The sequence below is a fragment of the Mycobacterium sp. M23085 genome (assembly GCF_045343915.1).
In the GTDB taxonomy this organism is placed as follows: Bacteria; Actinomycetota; Actinomycetes; order Mycobacteriales; family Mycobacteriaceae; genus Mycobacterium.
The window spans coordinates 2,084,359-2,110,719 of sequence record NZ_CP174280.1 but is presented as its reverse complement, the minus strand read 5'-3'; the positions used below and the strand labels follow the sequence as shown (position 1 = coordinate 2,110,719).

Below are 26,361 nucleotides of genomic sequence, written 5' to 3'. Positions count from 1 at the left end.
TCGCTCAGCGGGTGAGCCGGATGCGCCACCGCACCAGCGCCGCGTAGCCGACCGTCAGCGCCGCGAGCATGCCCATGTCGAACAGCCAGGCCGTCGCCGTGTGCTGGAAGTGGCTGTCCCGCGGGCTCTGCGGGCCGGGCGACACCGTCCACAGGTCGACCGTCGACCCCTGCGCCGCGTACCCCCATCGCGAGGGCACCAGCCAGGACAGCTGGTCGAGGAAGATCCGGTCGGTGACCGGCACCATGCCGCCGGACAGCACCATCTGCATCATCAGCGACACCACCAGCAGTGGCATGATCTGCTCGTTGGACCGCGCCAGCGCCGAGAGCAACAGGCCCAGCATCGCCGCGGCCACACACGTCGCCGCGACCCCGACGAACAGCTCCAGGGTGGAGTTACCGAGCAGCACCGCAGGCCGCGTCGGCGGCCCCTTGCCCAGCACCACGATGGCCGTGGCGATGGCCGCCTGAATGACGGCGAACGTGCAGAACACCGCGACCTTGGCCAGCAGGTAGGCCGTGCTGGACAGGCCGACGGCCTGTTCGCGCCGGAAGATCGGGCGCTCGCCGATCAGGTCGCGGATGGTCAGCGCGGTGCCCATGAACGCGGCGGCCATGGTCAGCAGGGTGAGGATCATCCCGGCCTCCCCGGCCGACTCGCTGCCCGGATCGGCATAGCCGAAACCGACCCGGCCCGGCACGGTCAGCGACAGCGCACCCATCACGAACGGCAGCACCGCCAGGAACAGGAAGTAGGCGCGGTCGGCGACCACCAACCGAACCTGGCGGCGGGCGATCGTGGAGAACTGGCGGCGCTTGCTGGTGCGGGCCGGGACGTCCAGCTCGGCCGGCGCCTGGGTCGGTGTCGGCGGCGGCGGCCGGTTCTGCGCCAGGAAGCGGCGATTGGCCTCTTGCGGGTCGGCGCCCACCTTGGCGAAGATGTGCGCCCAGTTGGTGGTCCCCATGGCCGCACCGATCTCGCCGGGCGGACCGAGGTACGCCGTCTTGCCGCCCGGCGCCATCAGCAGCACCTGGTCGCAGACGTCGAGGTAGGTCAGCGAGTGGGTGACCACCAGCACGACGCGGCCGGCGTCGGCGAGTTGCCGCAGCATGGTCATGACCTGCAGGTCCAGCGCCGGGTCCAGGCCGGAGGTGGGCTCGTCGAGGATCAGCAGCGACGGCCCGGTCAGCAGTTCCAAAGCCACCGACGCGCGTTTGCGCTGCCCCCCGGAAAGGTTGTCGACCCGGGTATGGGCGTGCTCGGTCAGGCCCAACTCGTCGAGCACCTGGGCGATCACCTGCTCGCGATCGGACTTGCTGGTGTCCGGCGGCAGGCGCAGCTCGGCCGCATATCCGAGCGCCTGGCTCACCGTGAGCTGGCGGTGCACGACGTCGTCCTGCGGGACCATGCCGATCCTGGTGCGCAGCGAGGCGTACTCGGTGTGGATGTCGTGACCCTCGAAGGTCACCGAGCCCGACGACGGGGTGGCATACCCGGCGATCAGCCGGGACAGCGTGGTCTTGCCCGCCCCCGACCCGCCGATCAGCGCGGTCAGCGTGCCGGGCCGGGCGACCAGGGAGATCCGTTCCAGCAGGTTTTTCCCATCGACGGCGAAGTTGACCTCCCGCACCTCCAGGCCGCCGGCCCGGGTCGCCGCCTCCTGGCGCCGGACCAGCATGCCGCCCGAGAACACCAGGTCGACGTTGCCGATCGTCACCACGTCGCCGTCTGCCAGCGCGGCGGACCCGACCCTGACACCGTTGACGAAGGTGCCGTTGCTGCTGTTCGCGTCGCGGATCTCGGTACCGGTCGGGGTCGGGTTCAGGAAGGCGTGATGGCGTGAGGCCAGCACGTCGTGCACGATGACGTCGTTGTTGAGCGCCCGCCCGATCCAGACGGCGCGGCCGGCCTGCGGCCGGCGCTCGGATTCGGTCCCCGGGACGCCGACCCATGTGGTCGGGAATTCCTCGGCGTCGCCGCCGCGGCCGGCCTGGGTGGGTGGGTTCAGCGCGGCGGGGTGCGGCCCGGACTGCGGTGCGGCGCGGGCCGGCGTATCGGGCGGGACGGTCGGGCCGGCCGACCTCCGCTTGGGGTCGGGCCAGGCGATGGGGCGCGGCGGAGCGGGCGGCCGGGGCTGACGCGCGAGCGGCCGGCGCGGGGCCGGCGCCGGGCGCGGGCCGCTGGGGGGCGCCGGCGGGCCGGGCCGCGGCGCGAGGATGGGAATCGACTTCGTGGTCGGTGGAAGCAGGCCGACGTTGCCCGTGTGCTGGCCCACCTCGAAGGTGATCCGCGGGCCGTCCGGCTTGCCGATGTTGATGGTCTGGCCGTCGTGGATGTCGACGACCGGCACCCGCTTGCCGTCCAGATAGACACCGTTCAGCGAGTTGTTGTCGACCGCCAGCCAGCGCCCCTGATCGAAGCGCAGCAACACGTGCGCGCGGGCGATCAGTGGGTGCGCCACCCGCAGATCGGCACGCAGGTCGCTGCCCACCACCACGTCGCGGCCGGCGGCGAAGCTGCCTTCGGAGCGGTCAGACCGAGCCGTCAGTACGGGCTGCTCAGGTCGAGTCATCACATCCAGGTCAGGGGTCGCGGGCGGGGGCGCCGGCCTAGCGTTTCAGCCGGATATGCCAGCGGACGAAGCCGGTGTAGCCGATCGACAGCGCGGCGAGCATGAACATGTCGAACACGAAAATGTGCTTCGAGTGCTGCCAGATCGGGTCGTTGGTGGGGATCTGCTTCACCTTGACCAGCGACGGGAAGTCGATCGAGGACGCGCCCGCCGCGTAGCCCCACCGGGCGGGCGTCAGCCAGGCCATCTCTTCGAGGCCGAACCGCTGGTACACCGGGATCATGCCGCTGGAGAACACCAGCTGGGACATGATCGAGACCACCAGCAACGGCATGATCTGCTCGTTGGACTGCGCCAGGGCCGACAGCAGCAGGCCCAGCATGGCCGAGGCCACACAGGTGCCCGCCACGGTGACGAACAGCGAGAAGGTGGAGTTGCCGAAGAACTGCGGATGCGCCGTCGGCGCGCCCTTGCCCAGCCGCACGATAATCGTCGCGATCGCCGCCTGGCCGGTGGCGAACACGCAGAACACCGCAATCTTGGCCAGCAGGTAGGCAGTGGTGGACAGGCCGACGGCCTGCTCTCGCCGGAAGATAGGGCGCTCGCCGATCAGGTCGCGGATGGTCAGCGCGGTGCCCATGAAGACGGCACCGATGTTCAGCAGCACCATGATGTACTGCGGCTGCGTCGGCGCGGGGCCCATCGGGTCGGCCGGGCCGAGGCCCGGGTGTGGGCCCTTCACCGTGAGCGACAGCGCGCCGATCAGGAACGGCAGCACCGCCAGGAAGATGGTGTAGCCGCGGTCGGACACGACGAGCCGAACCTGGCGCCGGGCGATCGTGGACAGCTGCCGGAGCAGGTCGGTTTGGGGTGGTTCGCCCAGATCGGCCGGACTCTGCGGGGTCGGTGGCTGCGACGACTGCTGGTTGCGCTCCTTGAAGCGGCGGTTGGCCTCGTCCGGGTCGGCGCCCACCTTGGCGAAGATGTCGGCCCAGTTGCGCGTCCCCATGGCGGCCTCGACCTGGTCGGGCGGCCCGCAGAACGCGGTCTTGCCGCCGGGCGCGACCAGCAGGATCTGATCGCACACGTCCAGGTAGGACACGGAGTGGGTCACCACCAGGACCGTGCGGCCGGCGTCGGCGAGCTGGCGCAGCATCAGCATCACCTGACGGTCCAGCGCCGGGTCCAGACCCGACGTCGGCTCGTCCAGCAACAGCAGCGACGGCTGGGTGAGCAGCTCGAGCGCGACCGAGGCGCGCTTGCGCTGGCCGCCCGAGAGCTTGTCGACCCTCGTGTCGGCGTGCTGGGTCATGTCGAGTTCCTCGAGCACCTGCGCGACGACGCGGGCCCGCTCCTCTTTGCTGGTGTCCGGCGGCAGCCGCAGCTCGGCGGCGTAGTTCAGCGCCTGGTTGACCGTCAGCTGGCGGTGCACCACGTCGTCCTGCGGGACCATGCCGATCCTGCTGCGCATCGAGGCGTACTCGGTGTGAATGTTGTGGCCCTCGAAGGTGACCGTGCCCGAGGTTGGGCTGGTGTAACCGACGATCAGCCGCGACAGCGTGGTCTTGCCGGCGCCGGACCCACCGATGATGGCGGTCAGCGTCCCGGGCCGCGCGGTCAGCGAGATGTGGTCCAGCAACTGCTTGCCGTGGTCGACGGTATAGCAGACCGAGTTGACCTCCAGCCCGCCGGTGCGCGTGGCCGCCTCGGTGCGCCGGACCAGGCTGTCGCCGGTGAAGACCAGGTCGACGTTGCCGATGGTGACCACGTCGCCCTCGGTCAGCACCGCGGAGCCGACCCGGACGCCATTGACGAAGGTCCCGTTCACGCTGTGCGCGTCGCGGATCTCGGTGCCCAGCGGCGTCTGGAGCAGGAAGGCGTGGTGGCGCGAGGCCAGAACGTCCTGGATGACGATGTCGTTGTCGGTGGCCCGGCCGATGGTCTGCGACCCGGCCGGCTTTTGAATCGCGCCGGACCGCGACGGCATCAGCGCCTGGAACATCTTGGTGGCCAGGTTCGCCACCTCGGGCGGCTTGGCTGCGACCGGGGCCATCTGGGTGTGCGGACTCCCCGAGGCGGCCGGCATCGGCCCGTGGGCCGGGGCGCTGTGCGGTGGGGGCGGCGCGGCGGGCGGGAAGGCGGGTGGGCGTCCGCCGCCGCCGTACATGGTGTGACCCGGCGGGGCTTGCCGCTGCACGGGCGCGGGCTGCGGTCGCCGCGGCGGCGCGGCCCAGTTGGGCGTGCGCCCGGGTGGTGGCGGCGGGGCGGCGACGGGCGGGCCCGGCTGCGCCGACCACGCCGCGGCCTGCGGCGGAGCTGCCGCCACCGGGATGCCCATCGATTCGGTCCGGGGCGGACGCCCGGCCATGCCCTGGTGCCGGCCGACGTCGAAGGTCAGCAACGGTCCGTCCGGGTTTCCGATGTTGATGGTCTGCCCGTCGTGGATCTCGACCACCGGCACCCGCCGGCCGTTGACGAAAGTTCCGTTGAGCGAGCCGTTGTCGATCGCCAGCCACTTGCCCTGATCGAAACGCAGCAGCAGGTGGGCACGCGAAATCAGCGGGTGGGTGATACGCATGTCCGCTCGCAGATCGCGCCCGACTACTACATCGTGGCCCGCTGCGAAGGTGCGTTCCGATCCTTCGTGATGGACGGTTAGCGCTGGCGGGGCTGGTGCTGACATCGCCACAACTGTAGCTTGCGGCGCTGTGGTTTAACTTGCGACATCAGGCGCGCCGGTGACCACGCAGTGTGTTCGGGTGTAGATCGTGGGCATGCACTGGTTGCAGTGGGTGCATGCCGAATGCACCTGGTGCCGGGCGCCATCAGCGGCGATTCGGTTGATCAGATCCGGTTCGGCCAGCAGCGCGCGGGCCATCGCGACGAAATCGAATCCCTCCGCCATCGCCAGGTCCATCGTCTCCCGGTTGGTGATGCCGCCGAGCAGGATCAACGGCATCTTCAACTCGTTGCGGAACAGCTTGGCGTCGCGCAATAGGTAGGCCTCGCGGTAGGGGTACTCGCGCAGGAATTTCTTGCCCGTCATGCGCATGCCCCAGCGCAGCGGCGGCTTGAACGCCCCGGCGAACTCCTTGAGCGGCGCATCGCCACGGAACAGGTACATCGGGTTGACCAGCGAGCTGCCCGCGGTGAGTTCGATCGCGTCCAGGCCGCCGTCTTCCTCCAGCCACTTGGCGGTGGTCAGCGATTCCTCCGTGCTGATGCCGCCGCGAACCCCGTCGGCCATGTTCAGCTTGGCGGTCACCGCGATGGGCGTGCCTTCCTTCTCCACCGCGCGCCGGACGGCCATCACCATGCCCCGGGCGACCTTGGCCCGGTTCTGCAGCGATCCGCCGAACTCGTCGTCGCGCCGGTTGATCAGCGGGGACAGGAATGAACTCGCCAAGTAGTTGTGGCCCAGGTGGATTTCGACGGCGTCGAAGCCCGCTTCGATGGCCAGGCGGGCGGCGTTGGCGTGCCCGGCGATGACCTCGTCGATGTCCTCGCGGGTCGCCTTCTTGGCGAACCGCATCCCGATCGGGTTGAAGAACCGGACCGGCGCCAGGGCCTTCGCCTTGTTGGACTTGGCGTTGGCCACCGGGCCGGCGTGGCCGATCTGCGCGCTGACCGCGGCGCCCTCGGCGTGGATCGCGTCGGTGAGCCGCCGGAACCCGGGCACCGCCTCCGGCCGCATCCAGATCCCGTTGCCCTCGGTGCGCCCGCCGGGGGAGACGGCGCAGTAGGCGACGGTGGTCATGCCGACCCCGCCGGCGGCCGGCAGGCGGTGGTATTCGATGAGGTCGTCGGTCACCAGGGCCTCGGGCGTGCGGGCCTCGAAGGTGGCGGACTTGATGGTGCGGTTACGCAGCGTTATCGGACCGAGCTTCGCGGGGCTGAACACGTCCGGAGGGGTAGACATACCGGGAGCCTAATGGCGATCGCAAGCGCGGCGAAGCCGGGCGCGGCGGGTCGCCATCATTGGGTGCCGCGGCGATCGCAAGCGCGGCGAAGCCGGGCGCGGCGGGTCGCCATCATTGGGTGCCGCGGCGATCGCAAGCGCGGCGAAGCCGGGCGCGGCGGGTCGCCACCGTCGATGTCTGCCAGACTGTCAGCGTGGGAGCAATCACGCTGGACGGCAAGGCCACCCGCGACGAGATCTTCGTCGACCTCAAACAGCGGGTGTCCGCGTTGACCGCCTCCGGGCGCACCCCGGGCCTGGGCACCATCCTGGTGGGCGACGACCCCGGCTCCCAGGCGTATGTGCGGGGCAAGCACGCCGACTGCGCCAAGGTCGGCATCACCTCGATCCGCCGCGACCTGCCCGCCGACACCGACACCGACACGCTTAACGCGACGATCGACGAGCTCAACGCCAATCCCGAATGCACGGGCTACATCGTGCAATTGCCGCTGCCCAAACATCTCGACGAGAACGCGGCGCTGGAGCGGGTCGATCCCGACAAGGACGCCGACGGGTTGCACCCGACCAACCTGGGCCGGCTGGTGCTGATGGACCCGGCCCCGCTGCCGTGCACGCCGCGCGGCATCGTGCATCTGTTGCGGCGCTACGACGTCGAGATTGCCGGCGCGCATGTCGTCGTCATCGGCCGCGGTGTCACCGTCGGCCGCCCGCTGGGCCTGTTGCTGACCCGACGCTCCGAAAACGCTACGGTAACGTTGTGCCACACCGGAACTCGTGATCTGCCGGCGCTGACCAGACAGGCGGACATCATTGTGGCCGGCGTGGGCGTGCCGCATCTGCTGACCGCCGACATGGTGCGCCCCGGCGCCGCGGTCGTCGACGTCGGTGTCAGCCGGGTGGACGGCCAGCTCACCGGCGACGTGCACCCCGGCGTGTGGGATGTGGCCGGCCACGTGTCGCCCAACCCCGGTGGGGTGGGCCCGTTGACCCGTGCGTTCCTGCTGACCAACGTGGTCGAGCGGGCCGAGCGTCAATGACCGCGCGCACCATGCTGCGGGCCCAGTGGCCAATTGTGTTGGTGGGCTTGATCTTTGCGACGGCGCTGGCCCTGGTGGGAGCCAACTTCTGGCGTCGCGGTTCGCTGCTGATCGGCATCGGTGTCGGGGTGGCGGCGCTGCTGCGGCTGGTGCTCTCAGAGGACCGGGCCGGGCTGCTGGTGGTGCGCGGCAAGGGAATCGACTTCATCACCACCGCGACGGTCGGCGCGGCGATGTTCTATATCGCGTGGACCATCGACCCGCTGGGCACCCGCTGAAGCGTCAGACTTCCACTAGCGCCGCAACCTGCCCGGGAAGTTACCCGGGCATGCCCGGGAACTGTCCGGCCATTCCCGGGATTTGCCCCGGCATGCCGGGAATCTGTCCGGCCATGCCGGGAATCTGCCCCGTCATGCCCGGCAGCTGCCCGGCCATTCCCGGCGGCATGGCGCCGGACAAGTTGCCGCTGGCGATGTTCGCCATCTCTTCGGGGCAGTACGTTTGAATCGCGATCGTGGTGAACATCCGCGCCATCATCGGTGACATGCCCCGGCCGGCGACGCTGGATGCGGCCGCGGCGAAATTGCCGCCCGGCTGCGACAGCATCGGGCAGATCGACTCGCCGACCGACATCGCGTTTCCGGGCTCGCCGAAGTCGATGCCGGCGTGGTTGAGCGCGTCGATGAAGTCGTCGCCGTGGTCCGCCTCGGCCGGCGCGGCGAACGCGGACGCGATGGTCAGCAGGCCGGCGGCCGCGGCCAGCAGGCGAATGGTGAAGGGCTGATGACGGAAACCCCAGATCCATTGATGAGTTCGTGCAAGTGCCTTCACGCCAGCCTCCCCGTCCGCCATGGAGTGCGTCTGAGGCACTCGAATCACGCCTACGAACTCTGATCCATCACTGTCACGTTTGCAACACGGTGGGGTAAAGGTTCGCACAATAAGCGTTTCGGGAGGCCGCCGCTTCCGCGGCGTCGGTTATTACCCGGCCCGATTGCGCAAGACCGGGCGGCGGATCGACGCCACACTGTGATGTCAACACGGGCGCCGGCACCGCAGATCGGGGCGGGAGATGAACCAGAATCCGGCCCATGACGAGACGTCCGCCCAACCATGAGATCTCGCGTCAGACGTTTCTTCGCGGCGCCGTAACCTTGGCCACCGGGGCGGTGTTCGGCGCCGCGCCCGCGGCCGCGGATCCCGCCGCCGGCTGGGGCGGCCTGGCCTCGTCGATCGGTGGCAGCGTGCTGTTGCCGGCCAACGGCGCCCAATTCGCCACTGGCAAACAGGTTTTCAACTCCTTCTACAACAATTCGAATCCCGCTGCGGTGGTGCGGGTTTCGTCACAAGCCGACGTGCAGAAGGCGGTCGCGTTCGCCAAGGCCAATAACCTCAAGATCGCACCGCGCGGCGGTGGACATTCGTATGTCGGCGCGTCCAGCTCCAACGGCACCATGGTGCTCGACCTGCGCGGCCTGCCCGGCGGGGCGAACTTCGACGGCAACAACGTCACGGTGACCCCTGCGACCAATCTGTATGCGGTGCACCAGGCCCTGGCCGGCGCCGGCCGCGCGGTTCCTGTCGGTACCTGCCCGACGGTCGGCATGGCGGGACTCGCACTGGGCGGCGGCGTGGGGCCCGACGCCCGACGCGGCGGGCTCACCTGCGATGCGCTGCAGTCCGCGACCGTGGTGCTGCCCAGCGGCGATGTGGTCACCGCGTCGGCCAACGACAACCCGGATCTGTTCTGGGCGTTGCGCGGTGGCGGGGGAGGCAATTTCGGGGTGACAACGTCGATGACGTTCGCGACCTTCGCCACCGCCGACAGCGACCTGGTGCGGCTGGATTTCCCGCCGGCCTCGGCCGTGCAGGTGCTCACCGGCTGGCAGTCGTGGCTGGCGGGCGCCGACCGGAACACGTGGGGGATGGTCGATCTGTCGGTCGGCTCGGCGCAGGCGAATTGCCATGTGCTGGCGATCTCCCCGGCCGGTACCGGATCTGGGGTGGCCGACGCCCTCAAGTCGGCGGTCGGGCTGGCGCCCAGCACCGTGACCAACAAGACGCTGCACCACATGGATCTGGTCAATTATCTGGCCGGGGGCGGCTCGACCAGCCCGGCGCGTGGTTTTGTGGCCGGCTCCGATGTGATTGGGCCGATGACTTCGGCTGCGGCCCATGCCATTGCGACCGCGGCCGGGCAGTGGCCGGCTTCCGGTGCCGGGCAGGCCTCGGTGCTGATCGATCCGCTGGGTGGCGCGGTGGCCGACGTGGCCCCGGGCGACACCGCGTTTCCGTGGCGCAATCAGTCGGCGGTGGTGCAGTGGTATGTCGAGCCCGCCGCCGGCCAGGTGGCCGCGGCCGGCACCTGGCTGGGCGCCGCACACCAGGCGGTGCAACAGTTCTCGGTCGGCGGCTACGTCAATTACCTGGAGGCCAACACGGCGCCCGCGCGCTACTACGGCTCGAACCTGTCGCGGTTGACCACCATCCGGCAGAAGTACGACCCCAACCGGACCATGTTCTCGGGGCTGAATTTTTAGCGAAATCAATTGCGCGAGTGTGAATCTATGGCGGTTCGTACGCCGATATTTGTCGGCTGGTGCGGCTAGTTTCGGGGTGTGAGTTCACGTGATCAGCAAGATGTCGATGCGGTGTTCGACGCGCTCGATGCCGCGTGGGATCGAGCCTGCGCGCTGAACTTCGACGCGCTCAACCCGCAGCAACAGCTGGCGGTGTTGCGGCGCTGCGAAAGGCAGCGCCGGCGCATCCCGGCCGTCGAACATCCGCTGATCAATTCCCTTGCCCGCCAAGCTCCCTCCCTAGAACTGGGCGGTTCACTGGTCCATGCCATCACCGAGGCCACACTGATCAGCCGCACCGAAGCCGCCCGGCGCATCAACGAGGCACGCGACCTGGGCCCGCGCCACGGCCTGACCGGCGAACCGCTGCCACCGCTGCTGACCGCCACCGCCGCCGCCCAACGCGACGGCGCACTGGGGCCTGGCCAGGTGGCGGTGATCCGCAAGTTCTACCACCAGCTGCCCGGTTGGGTCGACGCCGCGAGCCGCGAGCAGGCCGAAGCCCGGTTAGTCAAGGAGGGCAGCCGGTTTCGGCCCGAGCAACTCGACAAGCTGGCCGCCACCCTGGCCGACTGCCTCAACCCCGACGGCACCTACCGCGACGAGGACCGGGCCCGCCGTCGCGGCCTGACGCTGGGCAACCAACAGGCCGACGGCATGTCGGCGCTGCGCGGCTGGCTGACGCCCGAAGCACGTGCCACGCTGGAAGCCGTCTTGGCCAAACTCGCCGCCCCCGGCATGTGCAACCCTCTCGACGACACCCCGTGCGTGGACGGTGCACCCACCCAGGACGCCATCGAGCACGACCCGAGGTCGGCCAGCCAACGCAACCACGACGGACTCAACGCTGCTCTGCGCGCGATGTTGGCCTCCGGAAAGCTGGGTCAGCACAACGGGTTACCGGCCTCCATCGTCGTCACCACGCTGGCCGAGCTGGAAGCGGCCGCCGGGCGCGGGCTAACCGGTGGCGGCACCCTCCTGCCGATGAGCGACGTGATCCGCCTGGCCCGCCACGCCCGTCACTACCTGGCCATCTTCGACCAAGGCAAAGCGCTGGCGCTATACCACACCAAGCGCCTGGCCTCACCAGGGCAGCGAATCGTGTTGTACGGCAAGGACCGTGGTTGTAGCGCCCCTGGCTGCACCGTGCCCGGCTACTACTGCGAAGTCCATCATGTCACCGACTACGCCACCTGCCACACCACCGACGTCAACGACCTCACCTTCGCCTGCGGCCCGCATCATCGCCTGCTGCGACCCGGCGGCTGGACCACCCGCAAAAACACCCGAGCCGACACCGAATGGCAACCGCCCCAACACCTCGACCGTGGCCAACCCCGCACCAACACCTTCCACCACCCGGAAAAACTGCTGAACGACGGGGATGACGATGAGTGGTAACTCGCCGCTATAGCCCAAGCAGACGGTTGCGCTGTTCGATGTATTGCTCGTCGGATATCAACCCCTCGTCACGCAGCCTGGCGAACTCGCGGATCTCGGCGGCAATCCCCGTCACCCCGGTAACCCCCGGTTTCCGAATCACGTTGTGGTGCAGCGGATCGTCCCTTGGGTCTCAGGCACGCTGCTTCATGCCGACTTTACCGTCCGGCCTCCGCCGAGGCGCTCGTCAGCGGGAGGCGCCTCATCGGCCACCGGCTCCCCGGACGGCCGCCCCTTGCGCAGGGTGGCCAGCAGTTCTCGGTATGGACCTACGAGATAGACGGTGTCGCCGGCGCAGAGCCGGGCGTCGCGGCGTGGGTGCAGCTGGACGGGCGCGTCCTCCCGCGTTATTGCGATGACACGGGTTTGTGTCGACACCTCGAACATCTGCATGCCGTCGAGTTCACTGCCCGGCTGCACATGCATTCCGCCGACCAAAAAATATCGGTTGCCGACCGAAAACGTACCCAGCACCTGCAGGCCCAGCGCGGCTCCGACGAACCACGGCGCGGCCAGCGCCACGGTGGACCGGACATTTTCAAATCCGAAACGGTGGGCAACCGCGGATCCCAAGTCGTGGTCGTACACCCGCATCACCAGCGGGACCTCGCTCCAGCGGCTGTTGCCGACGGCTTCGACGGCTTGCGAACCCAACATTTCGCGAAGCACGATCCCGGTTTCGATGTTGATCATGTCGTCGCTGGTCAGCACGGCTACCGCGCGGGCTTTGTCCACCCGGGCCGCTTCCAGCGTCGGGCGCAACGTCGCGTCCCCGAAGATCACCGGTACGTCGAGCTCAGCCGTGGTCGAGAGGAAGGGGTTGCCCTGGTCGCGTTCGATCACCGCGACGTCATATCCGGCTTTGGCCAGGTCGGTGACGACCCGCACGCCGAGCGCGCTCAACCCGACGACGATGATGTGGTTGCGCAGGTGACGAGCCCGCGGTCGCGCGGACAAAAGCAGGAACCGCCGCGACAGCAGCACGTCGGCGATGAAGGCGACCAGCAGGGCGGTGGTGGTGACGCCACCCACCATCAGGACCGCGGCATACAGCCGCAACCACGTCGGCTGCTTGGCAAAGCTGAAGTCGCCGTAGCCGGTCGTCGTGATGGTCTCCATGGTGAAGTAGAACGCGTCGGTCCAAGACATCCCCGGGTGCGTGTACGCGAGGTGCAGCAACATTGTCGAGGCGACGATCAGGCAAGCCAGGGCGGTGAGCAATGGATAGAACGCAGGACTGACTTCCCTCGGCAGGGCGCGCACGGCGTAGGAGATGCGGCGCAATCGGGACTGCCGCGCGCGCATTCTGTCCAGACGCGGCAGGCTGACGCCGTGGGTAGCCGATTCCTCGGTGGTGCCGATCATCGTGGTCCAGTCCCCGGCGCTCACCCACACATCGCGTCCTGGACATGCCACTACCTCGTCGGGATTGCGGGTGTTCCCACCCTTGACCATCGCTACCGGCGCAAGGTCGCCATAAACCTCGCGTAACGTGCCGTCGAACGGCGCCTCGGCGCCGAACACCACGAACTCGATGCCGGCCGCCTCGAAAGGGTGGGTGGTGCGGGCCAAACACGCCTCGACGATCGACGGCGCTGCAAGCTCGGCGACGCCGAGGACCGTACTGGGTCCGTCATCGTCGGCAACCGCCTCCCGCAGCACGTCATTGGCAATCCGGGCCACGATGCGGATATCGGGGTTGGACTTACGCGCGATCAGAGCGATTTCGAGGTTGACCGCGTCGTCAACGCCGGCGCAGACGACGGCCGCGGCGCGGGCGAGCCCGGCCTTGGCCAGTTCGGTCTTGAGGCGGGTGCCGGCGAGGTCAGAATCGAAGAGTCTGGCGACGTTGGCGCCCGCTTGTTTCAACTCGTCGACGATCGTCGTCGCCAGCGCGTCATCACCACTGACGATGATGCACTGGCTCATCGAAGCTACTCCTCATCTGGAAAATGCAGTGATTGCTGGTGGAGAGCTCTGCGCTCGAGTCGGTACCTTCCGACCCCTGGGCGCCGCGAAATCGCCTCTGGCATAACCACACACCTTGCCGACACTGCCGTCACTCGAATACCGCTCGCTACTTCATGGGAAATGAGATGGCGACGGTCTTTACGGAATACTAACAGCAGATTCGCCGCTATCGCCAAGGCTCGAGGTGTGTCCTACCGCTTTAGCTGCGGTTTCGTCGACGGCAGCCATGCTGGAACCTCTTGGGGCAAAGCATAACTCGAATATTTACAACCTCTATTTGTGTTAAATATCAGCGGCGCTGAATTCGTCGTGGTCCAGGCTGTTGTGGGCAAGCGGGCGTTGGGAACGACTAAAGATATTGCGCCGCAGTAAACTAGGACACCTTGAATTATTGCTAGGCCGCTTAGGCCCGTTCATGGCGCCGCTGAGGGCATATGCCCAGCATAGCGACCAGATAAGAGGTGCTAAGTGGCTTCTGTCACAACAACATTGGAGTGCTCTGGCCGTTGCGGGCACTGCACATTGTTACGAACAAATCAACTAACCTGGGAATGTCCTGCCAATATTGCTGGCAGTTTGCTGTTTCTGGTAACTCGTGGCGGCATGGGGAAGTTAGCAGCCGCTAGGCTTTCGGCGGACTTCATTCATTGATCTTTTGTACATCCCCAGGGTAAGGAATATGGGCGTGTCTTCTTTGACTGACGCAAAGGCCCACGAGCACAGGGCATGGTCGTCTTTTTCTGACGTATGCAAACGCGGCTTCCTCGGAAAGCCATTGATCTCTTCCCAGCTCGAGCACGAGAAATTGTCGAACCCCGTCGCGCTCGGGGTGCTGTCACCGGACGCGATCTCGTCGACCGCCTACGGCTCCGAGCAGATCATGATCGAACTACTGCCGGCCGCGGGGATGGCAGCGTTCGCATTGTTGCTTCCGATCACCGGGGTCATCCTGCTGATTCTGGTGCTGGTGGCGGCGTCGTATCGCCAGGTCGTCATGGTCTATACGCGCTCCGGTGGATCGTACGTGGTGGCACGGGAGAACTTCGGCCCGCGGGTGGCGCAGGTCGCCGCCGCGGCGCTGCTGATCGACTACGTGGTGACGGTCGCGGTGCAATGTGCGGCCGGAACGGTCGCGGTGGCTTCGGCGGTACCCGTCCTGGGTCCCTACAGCCTGGAGATCACCGTCGGAATGGTGCTGCTGATGTGCTTCGCGAACCTGCGCGGACTGCGGGAAGCCGGGGCGCGTTTCGCGCTGCCCACCTACGCCTTCGTGGTCATGGTTTCGCTGACGATCGTCGTCGGGGTTGTCCGTGAATTGTGCGGCAACCTGCCGAAATACGATCCCGAGCACATCGCCGGAGCGGTTCCTGTCCATCACGGCGGCGGCCTGATCATGGGCGCGACGGTGCTGATTGTGCTGCGCGCCTTCGCCAACGGTGGGTCGTCACTGACCGGCGTGGAGGCTATCTCCAACACGGTCACCGCATTCCGCAAGCCCGAAGGCCTCAACGCGCGCCGGGTCATGACCGTGATGGCCTGCATCCTCGGATTCCTGCTGGCGGGCGTGGCCTGGCTGACTCACGTCACCCACGCCGTACCGTATGCCGACGGATACCCGTCGATGTTGTCCGAGATCGCCCGGGCAGTGTTCGGCCACGGGGTGATCGGCAACATCCTGTACATCCTCGTTCAGGTGTCGACCGCCGCCATCCTCTACACCGGCGGAAACACCAGCTTCAACGGCTTTCCCGCGTTGGCGAGTTTCGTTGCCGGGGACCGCTTTCTGCCGCGCCCACTGATGAAACGGGGCCATCGCCTGGTGTTCTCCAATGGCATCCTCGCCCTGACCGCGTTGTCGGTGGCGCTGCTGGTCATCACCGGGGGCTCGGTCGACGCGCTGGTGCCGTTCTACGCGATTGGTGTGTTCACCGGATTCTCGATGGCCGGCTACGGCATGACCAAGCATTATCTGACCAAACGCGGCCCAGGCTGGCGGCGCAGCGTTGTGATCAACATGTCGGCGGGGATTTTGTCGACGATCGTGGTGGGCATCTTTGCGGTCGCGAAGTTCACCGAAGGTGCCTGGCTGATCGTCGTCGTCTTTCCGCTGCTGGTGCTGGCACTGATGCGGCTCAACCGCCAATACCGCGCCGAGGCTTCGGTTCTGGAGATGTCGCGGACAGAACTTCCCGTTCTGGGCCGCTACACCCAGCACCGGGTCTTTGTCCTGGTTGATTCCATCGACCTCGCCGAGGTCGAGGCGTTGCGGTACGCACACGGGTTACACGCCGACGAACTCACCGTTGTGCATTTCGTGATCGACGCCGACCACGCTGCCCGGTTGCAACAGCGCTGGGACGTCTTCGAACACGACACCCCGCTGCGGCTGGTCGACTGCCCGGATCGTCACCTGAGCAGAGCCGCACACGAGTTGGTGTTGCGGGTGCTCGCCGACCATCCGGATACCAAGGTGACGGTGCTTCTGCCACGCCGAACGTATTCGCCGCTCATCGGCCGGCTGTTGCACGACCGGACGGCGGACAAGATCGCCCGCGCGGTCAGCCGGATTCCGGGTGCGGCCGCGCAGATCGTGCCTTATGACATCGAGTCCCGTATCTCAGAGGTCATGCGCGCCTGACGGCGCGCTCGCGGCCCGAACCGAGATGGGCCGGCCCCTGCAGTCAAATCGATTGAGAGTCTTCGAGGAAGGGCTACTGTGACGCAACCGAACGGGGGAATACCGCTTTCCTTCACGGACAAGTGCAAGCGGCTCTTTCTGGGAAAGCCGCTGACCACCGATCAGCTGGATGCCGAGAAGCTGTCGAATCCTGTTGCGCTCGGGGCACTTGCACCCGACGCGATCTCGTCGACCGCCTACGGTCCCGAGCAGATCATGGTCGAACTGCTGCCGGCGGCGGGGATGGCCGCGTTCGCGTTGTTGCTCCCGATCACCGGAGTGATCCTGGTGGTTCTGGCACTGGTGTCCGTGTCGTACCGGCAGGTGGTGATGGCCTACATGCGGACCGGCGGGTCGTACATGGTGGCGCGGGAGAACTTCGGCCCGCGGATCGCGCAGGTCGCCGCCGCGGCGCTGCTGATCGACTACGTGGTCACTGTGGCGGTGCAGCCCGCCGCCGCGACGGTGGCGGTGGTCTCGGCGATCCCGTCCCTTCGCCCTTATCACCTGGAAATCACGATAGCCGCCGTGTTGTTGATCTGCCTGATGAACCTGCGCGGGCTGCGGCGGTCCGGCCGGATGTTCGCGGTCACGACCTACGCCTTCGTCGGCATGATCACGGCGACGATTCTGACCGGCTTTGTACGTGAAATGTTTTGGGGCCTACCGAAATACGATCCGCAACACATCGTCGGAGCGGTGCCCGTCCATCAAGGCGGCGGACTGGTGATGGGCGCGACCGTCCTGATTGTGTTGCGCGCCTTCGCCAACGGGGGAACCTCGCTGACCGGCATCGAAGCGGTGTCCAACACCATCAGCGTCTTTCAGAAGCCCGAGGGCGTGAACGCCCGCCGAGTGCTCACGGTGATGGCTTGCATGCTCGGGTTCTTACTGGCCGGTGTCGCCTGGCTGGCGCACGTCACCCATGCGGTCCCCTACCTCGATGAATATCCGTCCATGTTGTCGGAGATCACCCGCGCCGTTTTCGGCGACGGGGTGCTCGGCAAAATTCTGTACTTCATGGTGCAGGCTTCGACGGCGGCGATCCTGTTCACCGGTTGCAACACCAGCTTCAATGGTTTTCCCGCGTTGGCCAGTTTCGTTGCGGAGGATCGTTTCCTGCCGCGGCCCCTGACCAAGCGTGGCCACCGTCTGGTGTTCTCCAATGGCATCCTGACTCTCACCGCGCTCGCGGTGACACTGCTGCTCATCACCGAGGCAAAGGTGAGCGCGCTGGTGCCGTTCTTCGCGATCGGTGTGTTCACCGCCTTCGCGATGGCCGGCTACGGCATGGCCAAGCACCATGGGACCCGCCGCGGCCCGGGCTGGCGGCTCAAGGTGGCGGTGAACTTGGCCGCCGGAATCATGTCGACGATCGTGGTCGGCATCTTCGTGGTGGCCAAGTTCACCGAAGGTGCCTGGCTCATCGTCATCATCTTCCCGGTGCTGGTGTTCGCGCTGATGCGACTCAACAAGAAGTACCGGGACGAGGCCTCCGTGCTCGAGCTGTCGCGCACCGAAAAGGTTGACCTGGCCCGGCACCCGCGGCTTCAGGTGCTGGTATTCGTGGACACGATCGACCTCGCAGAGATCGAGGCCGTGCGTCTGGGAAACGGGCTGCATGCCGACGAGCTCACCGCGGTGCACTTTGTGATCGACGCCGACCACGCGATGGAGCTGCGGGAACGCTGGGATCGCTTCGAACACGACACCCCGCTATGGCTGATCAACTGCCCGGATCGTCATCTGAGCCGGGCGGCGCACGAGTTGGTGGTGCGGGTACTCAAAGACCATCCGGACACCAGGGTGACGGTGCTGTTGCCCCGCCGGACGTATTCGCCGTTATTGGGTCGGCTGCTGCACGACCGCACCGCCGACAGGATGTCCCGCGCGGTGAGCCGGATCCGCAACGCCACCGCGATCATCGTGCCCTACGACATCGAATCGCGGATCGCGCGGGTTGCGCCCGACGGGTTTGAGCTCGGGACGGCCCGGGACGTCGAAGAGGTCGAGACGCCTATATCGAGCTTCGTGGGCGACTGACCCGTCAAACCGCTACCCGGTCAGCGTCGCCCTGGTGCACACGGTGACATAGGGCAGCGCCAGGCCCGTCGAATTCGCCAGCGCCGGATGGGTGGCCAGCAATTGGCGCACCTGGTCGAGGGTCTGGGTGAGGACCTCGGCCGGCGAGGTGATGCAGTAGCTGCGCGACGCGACGAGGTCGATCAATGCTTGCGGCGTAAGGTAACTCGTCCACTCGACCCGATGGTGCGCCAGGTCGGTGAACGGCTCGGGCAGCGTCACCTGGGTGCGGCGGCCGTCACCGTCGCTGCCGATGATCTGGCCCAATTCACGCACCCAGCCGAGCCGTTCGTCGCGGGTGTTCCACACCAGGCCCAGCCGCCCACCGGGCCGCAGCACCCGGGCCACTTCCGGCAGGGCGCGCTGCGGGTCGAACCAATGCCAGGCCTGCGCAACCAGCACCACGTCGACACTGTTGTCCTGCAACGGAATCTCTTCCGCGGTGCCCAGCAGCGCCCGGGTCTCCGGCAGCGACGTGCGCAACACCTCCAGCATGTCCTGAATCGGGTCGACGGCCACCACGTCCAGGCCGCGCTCCACCAGCCGGGTGGTCAGCTTGCCGGTGCCGGCACCCAGGTCGAGCACCTGGCGGGCGCCGACGGGCAACAGCCAGTCGATCGCTTCCGGGGGATAGGAGGGGCGCCCACGCTCGTAGGCCGCGGCCGCCGAGCCGAACGAGAGGGAGCGGTCGCGCCGCGAGCGGGTCATGCGTTAAGACGCGCCTTCCCTGGTGTCCGATTCGGCCAGCGCCAGTGTCTTACGGATCATTTCGCCGACGGCGTCGGTCTCCACCAGGAATCCGTCGTGCCCGCACAGGGAGTCCACCACCTGCAGGTCGGTGCAGCCAGGCAGCTGCTCGGCCAGCTCCTGCTGCAGGCGCAGCGGATAAAGCCGGTCGGAGGTGATGCCGCCGACCACCACCGGAACCGGGCAGTCGCCCAACGCTTTACGCACCCCGCCGCGGGCCCGGCCGACGTCGTGACTGTTCAGCGCCTCGGTCAGCACCACGTAGCTGCCCGCGTCGAAACGCTCCAGCAGCTTGTTGCCCTGGTACTCCAGATAGCTCTGCACCGCGTAGCGGCCGCCTCCAAATGGGGGGATCGGATCCTCGCCGGTTTGCCCGTCGTTGCCGAACCGGGTGTCGAGCTCGACCTCACCGCGATAGGTCAGATGCGCGAAGCGGCGGGCGATCGCCAGCCCGGTATCCGGCGCCAGCCCGGTGTCGTGATAGTCGCCGCCCTGCCAGTTCGGGTCGGCCTTGATCGCCGCGATCTGGGTGGACTGCGTGCCGATCTGATCGGCGGTGGCGCGCGCGCCCACCGCGAGCAGCAGCCCGGCCCGGACCCGGTCCGGGTGACCGACGATCCACTCCAAAGCCCTTGCGCCACCCATGGATCCGCCGACCACCGCGGCGACCCGTTCGATCCCCAGCGCGGTCAGCGCGGCGATGTCGGCCTCCACCTGGTCGCGAATCGTAATGCGGGGAAACCTTGAGCCCCAAGGCTTTCCGTCCCGGGTCCGCGAGCTGGGCCCGGTGGAGCCGCGGCAACCGCCCAGCACATTGGTGGCCAGCGCGCACCAGCGGTCGGTGTCGATCGGCGCGCCCGGCCCGACCATCCCGTCCCACCAGCCACCGGTGGGATGCCCGGGCCCGGCGGGCCCGGTGATGTGCGAGTCGCCGGTCAGCGCGTGCAGCACCACCACCACGTTGTCGCGCGTCGGCGACAGCTCGCCCCAGCGCTGGATGGCGATGTGCACGTCGTCGATGACCGCGCCGCTCTCGGTGGTCAGCGAGCCGATGTGGACGAAGCCGATTTCGCCTTCGTCGGGCAGCGTCTGGGTCGGGACGTCGGAGATCGTCATCGCCGGGCTCCTTAGAACGCCGCCACGGCCTGCGGATCGGTGCCGGACGCCCCCGCGGTCGCACCGAATTTGCTGGCCGCCGCGAAGCCGAGCTCCAGGTCGGCCAGGATGTCGTCGATGCCCTCGATGCCCACGGCCAGGCGCACCAGCCCCGGGCTGACCCCGGTGCTCAGCTGTTCCTGCTCGGACAGCTGGGCGTGCGTGGTGGACGCCGGGTGGATCACCAGGGAGCGCACGTCGCCGATGTTGGCGACGTGGCTGTGCAGCTGCAGCGCGTTCACGAACGCCTTGCCGGCCTCCACGCCGCCGGCCAGCTCGAACGCCAGCACAGCCCCGGTTCCCTTGGGCGCCAGCTTCTTTGCCCGCTCATGCCATGGCGAGCCGGGCAGGCCCGCGTAGTTCACCGACAGCACGCCGTCATGGTCGGCCAGGTACTCGGCTACCCGCTGCGCGTTGGCGACGTGGCGCTCCATGCGCAGGCTCAGGGTCTCGATGCCCTGCGCGACCAGGAACGCGTTGAACGGGGACGCGGCCGAACCGAGGTCGCGCAGCAGTTGCACGCGCGCCTTGAGCGCATAGGCCGGCGGGCCGAGCTCGGCGAACACCACGCCGTGGTAGCTCGGGTCGGGGGTGGTGAATCCGGGGAAGCGGCCCTGCGTCCAGTCGAAGGTGCCGCCGTCGACGATGACCCCGGCGATCGCCGAGCCGTGGCCGCCGAGGTACTTGGTGGCCGAGTGCACCACGATGTCGGCGCCGTGGGAGAACGGCTGAATCAGATAGGGCGTGGCGATGGTGTTGTCGACGATCAGCGGGACGCCGTTGGCGTGCGCAACCCCGGCGACCCCGGGGATGTCGAGGATGTCGATCTGCGGGTTGGAGATGGTCTCGCCGAAGAAGGCCTTGGTGTTCGGCCGCACCGCGGCCTGCCACGAATCGAGGTCGTCGGGGTCCGCCACGAAGGTGACGTCGATGCCGAGCTTGGCCAGCGAATAGTGGAACAGGTTGTACGTCCCGCCGTAGAGCCGCGGGCTGGAGACGATGTGATCTCCAGCACATGCCAGGTTCAATATGGCGAAGGTCTCAGCCGCCTGTCCCGAGCTCAGGAACAGCGCGGCCACCCCGCCCTCGAGCGCGGCAACGCGCTGCTCGACCACATCGGTGGTCGGATTGCCGATCCGGGTGTAGATGTTGCCCGGCACTTCCAGCCCGAACAGGGCCGCGGCGTGGGTGGTGTCGTCGAAGGTGTACGACGTGGTCTGGTAGATCGGCAGGGCGCGGGCGTTGGTGGCCGGGTCCGGGCGCTGACCTGCGTGCACCTGCTTGGTCTCGAACGACCAATGTGCGGTCGGATCGGCTTCGTGATCGGTTTCGTGATCGGAATTGGCGGGGCTCACGGGGTTGCTTTCTGCTGGTAGGGGAAGTCTGCCTGGGACGGCCGGGACGCACGACGGGGCGTCAACCGGCGCGGCCGACTAGCAGCGAAACACGATGAGGCGCGGATGGGCGACAAGATGGCACATCACGTTTCCCTGTCTACTCAGGGGCCCGTCATGGCGGACCCGCGCTTGCCGGATAGCCGGTTCGTGTGGCTACTCAACCTGGTCATCACCCGGGGCACCCCACCGCGGTTGGAGGGTTGCCGGCCAGCAAGCCGGGGCTTGATGCTGGCGCTCATGACCAATACAAAGACTATCTTACTGTGCCGAGTCGGTGCCAACTATCGCGGTGCACGTGCAGGTCGACGGCTGTCCAAACTCCCTTGCTACCGTGGCAGTCATAACGCTGAGCCCCCCAAAACTTTCCACCCATCATTGACGCCGGGAGAGGGACCGTGAGCGCCGAACAGCCGACCGTCATCTACACACTGACCGACGAAGCGCCGCTGCTGGCGACTTACGCGTTCCTGCCTATCGTGCGCGCCTTCGCCGAACCGGCGGGCATCGAGATCAAGACCAGTGACATCTCCGTGGCCGCCCGGATTCTGGCCGAGTTCCCCGATGATCTGACCGAAGAGCAGCGGGTTCCGGACAACTTGGGCGAGCTTGGGCGGCTGACCGAGCTGCCCGACACCAACATCATCAAGCTGCCGAACATCAGCGCCTCGGTCCCGCAGCTGATCGCCGCCGTCAAGGAGCTGCAGGGCAAGGGATACAAGATTCCGGACTATCCGCAGAGTCCAAAGACGGACGAGGACAAGCAGATCCGTGCGCGTTACGCCAAATGCCTTGGCAGCGCAGTCAATCCGGTGCTGCGACAGGGCAACTCGGACAGGCGTGCACCCCAGGCCGTCAAGGAGTACGCCCGCAGGCACCCGCACAGCATGGCGGACTGGTCGCCGGCCTCGCGCACACACGTCGCGACCATGCGGCACGGCGACTTCTACCACGGCGAGAAGTCGATGACGCTGGACCACGCCCGCAACGTGAAGATGGTGCTGGAGACCAAGAGCGGCGAGACCCTCGAGCTGAAGCCCAAGGTCGAGCTGCGCGACGGCGACGTCATCGATTCCATGTTCATGAGCAAGAAGGCCCTCGTCGAGTTCTACGAGGAGCAGATGCAGGACGCCTACGAGACCGGCGTGATGTTCTCACTGCACGTCAAGGCGACGATGATGAAGGTGTCGCACCCCATCGTCTTCGGCCACGCGGTCAAGGTCTTCTACAAGGACGCCTTCGCCAAGCACCAGGAGCTCTTCGACGAGCTCGGCGTCGACGTCAACAACGGACTGGTCGATCTGTACAACAAGATCGAGTCGCTGCCCGCGTCCCAGCACGAAGAGATCATCCGCGACCTGCACGCCTGCCACGAGCACCGCCCCGAGCTGGCCATGGTCGATTCGGCCAAGGGCATCACCAACTTTCATTCGCCCAGCGACGTGATCGTGGATGCGTCGATGCCGGCGATGATCCGCGCGGGCGGCAAGATGTGGGGCGCCGACGGGCGGCAGAAGGACACCAAGGCCGTCAACCCGGAGTCCACGTTCTCCCGCATTTATCAAGAGATCATCAACTTCTGCAAGACCCACGGTCAGTTCGACCCGAGGACGATGGGCACTGTGCCCAACGTCGGCCTGATGGCGCAGCAGGCCGAGGAATACGGCTCGCACGACAAGACTTTCGAGATCCCCGAGGGCGGTGTCGCCAACATCGTCGACCTCGACACCGGGGAGGTCCTGCTGACCCAGAACGTGGAGGAGGGCGACATCTGGCGGATGCCCATCGTCACGGACGCGGCGATCCGCGATTGGGTCAAGCTGGCCGTCACCCGCGCGCGAAACTCCGGCATGACCGTGGTGTTCTGGCTGGACACCGAACGCCCGCACGAGGTCGAGCTGCGCAAGAAGGTCAAGGCGTACCTGAAGGAACACGACACCGAGGGCCTGGAGATCCAGATCATGCCGCAGGTGTGGGCCATGCGGTACACGATCGAGCGCGCGATGCGCGGGCAGGACACCATCGCCGCGACCGGAAACATCCTGCGCGACTACCTCACCGACCTGTTCCCCATCCTGGAGCTGGGTACCAGCGCCAAGATGCTGTCCATCGTGCCGCTGATGGCCGGCGGCGGGATGTACGAAACGGGGGCGGGCGGTTCGGCGCCCAAGCATGTGCATCAGCTGGTCGAGGAGAACCATCTGCGCTGGGATTCCCTGGGTGAATTCCTGGCTCTCGGAGCGTGTTTCGAAGACATCGGCATCAAGACGGACAACAAGCGCGCCAAGCTGCTGGGCAAGACGCTGGACGCCGCGATCGGCAAGCTGCTGGAGAACAACAAGAGCCCGTCGCGCAAGACCGGTGAGCTCGACAACCGCGGCAGCCAGTTCTATCTGGCGCTGTACTGGGCGCAGGAACTCGCGCAATCCGACGACGACGAGCTGCGCAAGCACTTCGCGGCGCTGGCCGACGCGTTGGGCGAGAACGAAGAGACCATCGTGTCCGAATTGGCCGAGGCGCAGGGCGAGCCGGTCGACATCGGCGGCTACTACCAGCCGGACACCGAGAAGACCACGGCGATCATGCGGCCGAGCAAGACATTCAATGAGGCGCTAGCGGCTTCGACAGGCTAGGGCCGCAAGCGGGAAAGCCGGACTCGAGATGGCAGGCGAAACCAAGATCAAGGTCAAGGGCCGGGTCGTTGAGCTCGACGGCGACGAAATGACCCGCGTGATCTGGAGGTTTATCAAGGAACTGCTGATCTTGCCGCACCTCGATATCGATCTGGACTACTACGACCTGGGCATCGAGCACCGCGACCGCACCGACGACCAGGTGACCATCGAAGCGGCCTATGCCATCAAGAAACACGGTGTCGGCGTCAAGTGCGCGACCATCACCCCCGACGAGGCGCGCGTCCAGGAGTTCAATCTCAAGAAGATGTGGCTCTCGCCGAACGGGACGATCCGAAACATCTTGGGCGGCACCATCTTCCGCGAGCCCATCGTGATCTCGAACGTGCCGCGGCTGGTGCCGGGCTGGACCAAGCCGATCGTCATCGGCCGCCACGCCTTCGGTGATCAGTACCGGTCGACCAACTTCAAGGTCGACAAACCCGGAACGGTGGCGATCACTTTCACCCCCACCGACGGCAGCGAGCCGATGGTGCACGAGGTGGTGTCCATCCCCGAAGACGGCGGCGTCGTGATGGGGATGTACAACTTCAAGGACTCCATCCGGGACTTCGCCCGCGCATCGCTGAAGTACGGGCTGAACGCCAAATGGCCGGTGTACCTGTCCACCAAGAACACCATCCTCAAGGCCTACGACGGCATGTTCAAAGACGAATTCCAGCGCGTCTACGACGAGGAGTTCGCCGATCAGTTCGAGGCCGAGGGGCTGACCTACGAGCACCGGTTGATCGACGACATGGTCGCGGCCTGCCTGAAGTGGGAGGGCGGCTACGTGTGGGCCTGCAAGAATTACGACGGCGACGTCCAGTCAGACCTTGTCGCGCAGGGCTACGGCTCACTGGGGCTGATGACGTCCGTGCTGATGACCGCCGACGGCAAGACGGTCGAGGCCGAAGCTGCGCACGGCACCGTCACCCGGCACTTCCGTCAGTATCAGGCCGGCAAGCCGACCTCGACCAACCCGATCGCCTCGATCTTCGCCTGGACGCGCGGACTGGCTCACCGCGGCAAGCTGGACAACACCCCCGAGGTGACCGGGTTCGCGCAGACGTTGGAGAACGTGGTGGTGTCCACGGTCGAGAGCGGCAAGATGACCAAGGATCTGGCCATCCTGATCGGGCCCGACCAGAAGTGGCAGCAGAGCGAGGATTTCCTCAACTCGATCGCGGAGAACCTGGAGAAACGGCTGGCTAACTAGCCGGTGGCCGTTGCCGGTCGGCGCCGCCCGCGCACTCGTCGATGAAGTCGGCGATGGCCGCGGTGACCCGCTCGGGCGCCTCGAACATCGGCACGTGCCCGACGCCGTCGAGCTCGGTGATCCTCGTCCCGGGCGGCAGGTAGTCGGTGAAATGCCGGCTGAACCGCCGCGGCGGCACCACCCGGTCCTTCTCGCACAGCACCAGCTGGACCGGCACCGCGGTCTGCGCCAGCTCCAGCAGCCCGGGCTGCAGCAGCGACTTGACCAGCAGCTGGAAGTAGGCCGGGCAGTGCGCGGCGTCGTCGACCACGCCGCACAGCTGTTGCTCGCTGACCCCATCCGGCCTCGCGCTCAGCGGCAGGGTGGCCAGCCGCCGGCTCAGCGGCAGCCGCAGCGTGCGCTGGCCGAACAGCCGGGCCAGCAACAGCACGGGCATGCCGGCGATGAATTTGCTGATGACCTCGAACTTCACCGGGCTCCACCGCGTCCAGCCGCCCGCGGCGCCGATGCCGGTCACACTGCGTGCGCGCCCGCGCCGCTCCAGCTCGAAGGCGACCCAGCCGCCCAGCGAGTTGCCCACCATGTGGGCGGTTTCCCAGCCGAGCTGGTCGAGCTGACGCTCGACGTGGTCGGCCAGCACCGATGAGCTCAGCAGCCAGGTGCCCGCGTACGGCCCGCCGTTGTGGCCGGCCATAGTGGGCGCGAAGACCTCGAAGCGGCCGGTTTCGGCCAGCCGCGGCGCCACCGGCTCCCACACCGTCTGCGACATCAGGAAGCCGTGCAGCATCAAGACCGGCTCTGCCGAGCCATCTGTGGGGCCGAGGTGGATCGGCGAACGAGTCGACGGCGCCGAGTGGGCGGGGCTCACGAGGAAGGAGCCGAGCAGACGAG

17 protein-coding genes and 1 riboswitch are annotated in these 26,361 nt (G+C 67.1%); of the genes, 8 read left to right on the top strand and 9 right to left on the bottom strand.

What is annotated here, in order from left to right; genetic code table 11:
* Nucleotides 1-4 precede the first annotated feature (4 nt).
* From ACIUM1_RS09480 to ACIUM1_RS09470, 3 genes are read right to left on the bottom strand one after another with little or no spacing between them, the layout of a single operon-like run.
* On the bottom strand, nt 5-2,575 hold the full coding sequence (locus ACIUM1_RS09480; RefSeq protein ID WP_406816919.1) for an ATP-binding cassette domain-containing protein: 2,571 nt from the start codon (nt 2,573-2,575) through the stop codon (nt 5-7).
* A gap of 37 nt (nt 2,576-2,612) precedes the next feature.
* On the bottom strand, nt 2,613-5,258 hold the full coding sequence (locus ACIUM1_RS09475) for an FHA domain-containing protein (protein WP_406816918.1): 2,646 nt from the start codon (nt 5,256-5,258) through the stop codon (nt 2,613-2,615).
* 30 nt (nt 5,259-5,288) lie between these two features.
* A complete protein-coding gene (locus ACIUM1_RS09470; RefSeq protein WP_406816917.1) occupies nt 5,289-6,494 on the bottom strand; it encodes an NADH:flavin oxidoreductase in 1,206 nt (401 codons plus the stop codon).
* Between the two features lie 194 nt (nt 6,495-6,688).
* Here ACIUM1_RS09470 and ACIUM1_RS09465 point away from each other — a divergent pair, with 194 nt between their 5' ends.
* Both ACIUM1_RS09465 and ACIUM1_RS09460 read left to right on the top strand, forming a co-directional pair.
* Entirely contained in the window at nt 6,689-7,534 is an 846-nt protein-coding gene (locus ACIUM1_RS09465) for a bifunctional methylenetetrahydrofolate dehydrogenase/methenyltetrahydrofolate cyclohydrolase (RefSeq protein WP_406816916.1), read from the top strand.
* Nucleotides 7,531-7,812: a DUF3017 domain-containing protein gene (locus ACIUM1_RS09460; protein WP_406816915.1), complete on the top strand. Its 282-nt coding sequence runs from the start codon at nt 7,531-7,533 to the stop codon at nt 7,810-7,812. The genes ACIUM1_RS09465 and ACIUM1_RS09460 overlap by 4 nt, the downstream gene beginning before the upstream one ends.
* Before the next feature lie 40 nt (nt 7,813-7,852).
* Here ACIUM1_RS09460 and ACIUM1_RS09455 read toward each other — a convergent pair whose 3' ends face one another.
* Nucleotides 7,853-8,365, bottom strand: coding sequence for a DUF732 domain-containing protein (locus tag ACIUM1_RS09455; protein ID WP_406816914.1), 513 nt, complete (start codon nt 8,363-8,365; stop codon nt 7,853-7,855).
* A 260-nt stretch (nt 8,366-8,625) separates the two neighbouring features.
* Between ACIUM1_RS09455 and ACIUM1_RS09450 the strand changes: the two genes are divergently transcribed.
* On the top strand, nt 8,626-10,074 hold the full coding sequence (locus tag ACIUM1_RS09450; protein WP_406816913.1) for an FAD-binding protein: 1,449 nt from the start codon (nt 8,626-8,628) through the stop codon (nt 10,072-10,074).
* Nucleotides 10,075-10,152: 78 nt separating this feature from the next.
* The gene (locus ACIUM1_RS09445) at nt 10,153-11,514 is read left to right on the top strand and encodes an HNH endonuclease signature motif containing protein (protein WP_406816912.1); all 1,362 of its coding nucleotides are present in this window, start codon (nt 10,153-10,155) and stop codon (nt 11,512-11,514) included.
* A 186-nt stretch (nt 11,515-11,700) separates the two neighbouring features.
* Here ACIUM1_RS09445 and ACIUM1_RS09440 read toward each other — a convergent pair whose 3' ends face one another.
* Nucleotides 11,701-13,482 carry an NAD-binding protein gene (locus tag ACIUM1_RS09440; protein ID WP_406816911.1) on the bottom strand — a complete coding sequence of 594 codons (1,782 nt, stop codon included), beginning with the start codon at nt 13,480-13,482 and terminating at the stop codon, nt 11,701-11,703.
* 721 nt (nt 13,483-14,203) lie between these two features.
* Here ACIUM1_RS09440 and ACIUM1_RS09435 point away from each other — a divergent pair.
* Both ACIUM1_RS09435 and ACIUM1_RS09430 read left to right on the top strand, forming a co-directional pair.
* The gene (locus tag ACIUM1_RS09435) at nt 14,204-16,162 is read left to right on the top strand and encodes an APC family permease (protein ID WP_406816910.1); all 1,959 of its coding nucleotides are present in this window, start codon (nt 14,204-14,206) and stop codon (nt 16,160-16,162) included.
* Nucleotides 16,163-16,240: 78 nt separating this feature from the next.
* The gene (locus ACIUM1_RS09430; protein ID WP_406816909.1) at nt 16,241-18,244 is read left to right on the top strand and encodes an APC family permease; all 2,004 of its coding nucleotides are present in this window, start codon (nt 16,241-16,243) and stop codon (nt 18,242-18,244) included.
* Nucleotides 18,245-18,256: 12 nt separating this feature from the next.
* Here ACIUM1_RS09430 and ACIUM1_RS09425 read toward each other — a convergent pair whose 3' ends face one another.
* Genes ACIUM1_RS09425 through ACIUM1_RS09415 form a run of 3 tightly spaced genes read right to left on the bottom strand, consistent with a single transcriptional unit; the run spans nt 18,257 to nt 21,540 of the window.
* Nucleotides 18,257-18,991, bottom strand: coding sequence for a class I SAM-dependent methyltransferase (locus tag ACIUM1_RS09425; RefSeq protein WP_406816908.1), 735 nt, complete (start codon nt 18,989-18,991; stop codon nt 18,257-18,259).
* 3 nt (nt 18,992-18,994) lie between these two features.
* The gene (locus ACIUM1_RS09420; protein WP_406816907.1) at nt 18,995-20,146 is read right to left on the bottom strand and encodes a homoserine O-acetyltransferase; all 1,152 of its coding nucleotides are present in this window, start codon (nt 20,144-20,146) and stop codon (nt 18,995-18,997) included.
* An 11-nt stretch (nt 20,147-20,157) separates the two neighbouring features.
* Nucleotides 20,158-21,540 carry a bifunctional o-acetylhomoserine/o-acetylserine sulfhydrylase gene (locus ACIUM1_RS09415; protein ID WP_406816906.1) on the bottom strand — a complete coding sequence of 461 codons (1,383 nt, stop codon included), beginning with the start codon at nt 21,538-21,540 and terminating at the stop codon, nt 20,158-20,160.
* A gap of 162 nt (nt 21,541-21,702) precedes the next feature.
* Nucleotides 21,703-21,825: riboswitch (SAM riboswitch) on the bottom strand.
* Between the two features lie 152 nt (nt 21,826-21,977).
* On the opposite strand from ACIUM1_RS09415, the gene ACIUM1_RS09410 reads away from it, so the two are divergent.
* Both ACIUM1_RS09410 and ACIUM1_RS09405 read left to right on the top strand, forming a co-directional pair.
* The gene (locus ACIUM1_RS09410) at nt 21,978-24,212 is read left to right on the top strand and encodes an NADP-dependent isocitrate dehydrogenase (protein WP_406816905.1); all 2,235 of its coding nucleotides are present in this window, start codon (nt 21,978-21,980) and stop codon (nt 24,210-24,212) included.
* 28 nt (nt 24,213-24,240) lie between these two features.
* Nucleotides 24,241-25,470, top strand: a complete 1,230-nt coding sequence (locus ACIUM1_RS09405; protein ID WP_406816904.1) for an NADP-dependent isocitrate dehydrogenase — start codon at nt 24,241-24,243, stop codon at nt 25,468-25,470.
* Here the strand turns inward: ACIUM1_RS09405 and ACIUM1_RS09400 are convergent.
* Complete coding sequence (locus ACIUM1_RS09400) at nt 25,463-26,260, bottom strand: alpha/beta fold hydrolase (protein ID WP_406817614.1); 798 nt, start codon at nt 26,258-26,260, stop codon at nt 25,463-25,465. The two genes, ACIUM1_RS09405 and ACIUM1_RS09400, sit on opposite strands and share 8 nt — an antisense overlap.
* Between the last annotated feature and the right edge of the window lie 101 nt (nt 26,261-26,361).

Coding starts and splice junctions, on each gene's coding strand:
- ACIUM1_RS09480 (WP_406816919.1), bottom strand. CDS start 2,575: ATGACTCGACCTGAGCAGCCCGTACTGACGGCTCGGTCTGACCGCTCC.
- ACIUM1_RS09475 (WP_406816918.1), bottom strand. CDS start 5,258: ATGTCAGCACCAGCCCCGCCAGCGCTAACCGTCCATCACGAAGGATCG.
- ACIUM1_RS09470 (WP_406816917.1), bottom strand. CDS start 6,494: ATGTCTACCCCTCCGGACGTGTTCAGCCCCGCGAAGCTCGGTCCGATA.
- ACIUM1_RS09460 (WP_406816915.1), top strand. CDS start 7,531: ATGACCGCGCGCACCATGCTGCGGGCCCAGTGGCCAATTGTGTTGGTG.
- ACIUM1_RS09450 (WP_406816913.1), top strand. CDS start 8,626: ATGACGAGACGTCCGCCCAACCATGAGATCTCGCGTCAGACGTTTCTT.
- ACIUM1_RS09440 (WP_406816911.1), bottom strand. CDS start 13,482: ATGAGCCAGTGCATCATCGTCAGTGGTGATGACGCGCTGGCGACGACG.
- ACIUM1_RS09435 (WP_406816910.1), top strand. CDS start 14,204: ATGGGCGTGTCTTCTTTGACTGACGCAAAGGCCCACGAGCACAGGGCA.
- ACIUM1_RS09425 (WP_406816908.1), bottom strand. CDS start 18,991: ATGACCCGCTCGCGGCGCGACCGCTCCCTCTCGTTCGGCTCGGCGGCC.
- ACIUM1_RS09420 (WP_406816907.1), bottom strand. CDS start 20,146: ATGACGATCTCCGACGTCCCGACCCAGACGCTGCCCGACGAAGGCGAA.
- ACIUM1_RS09405 (WP_406816904.1), top strand. CDS start 24,241: ATGGCAGGCGAAACCAAGATCAAGGTCAAGGGCCGGGTCGTTGAGCTC.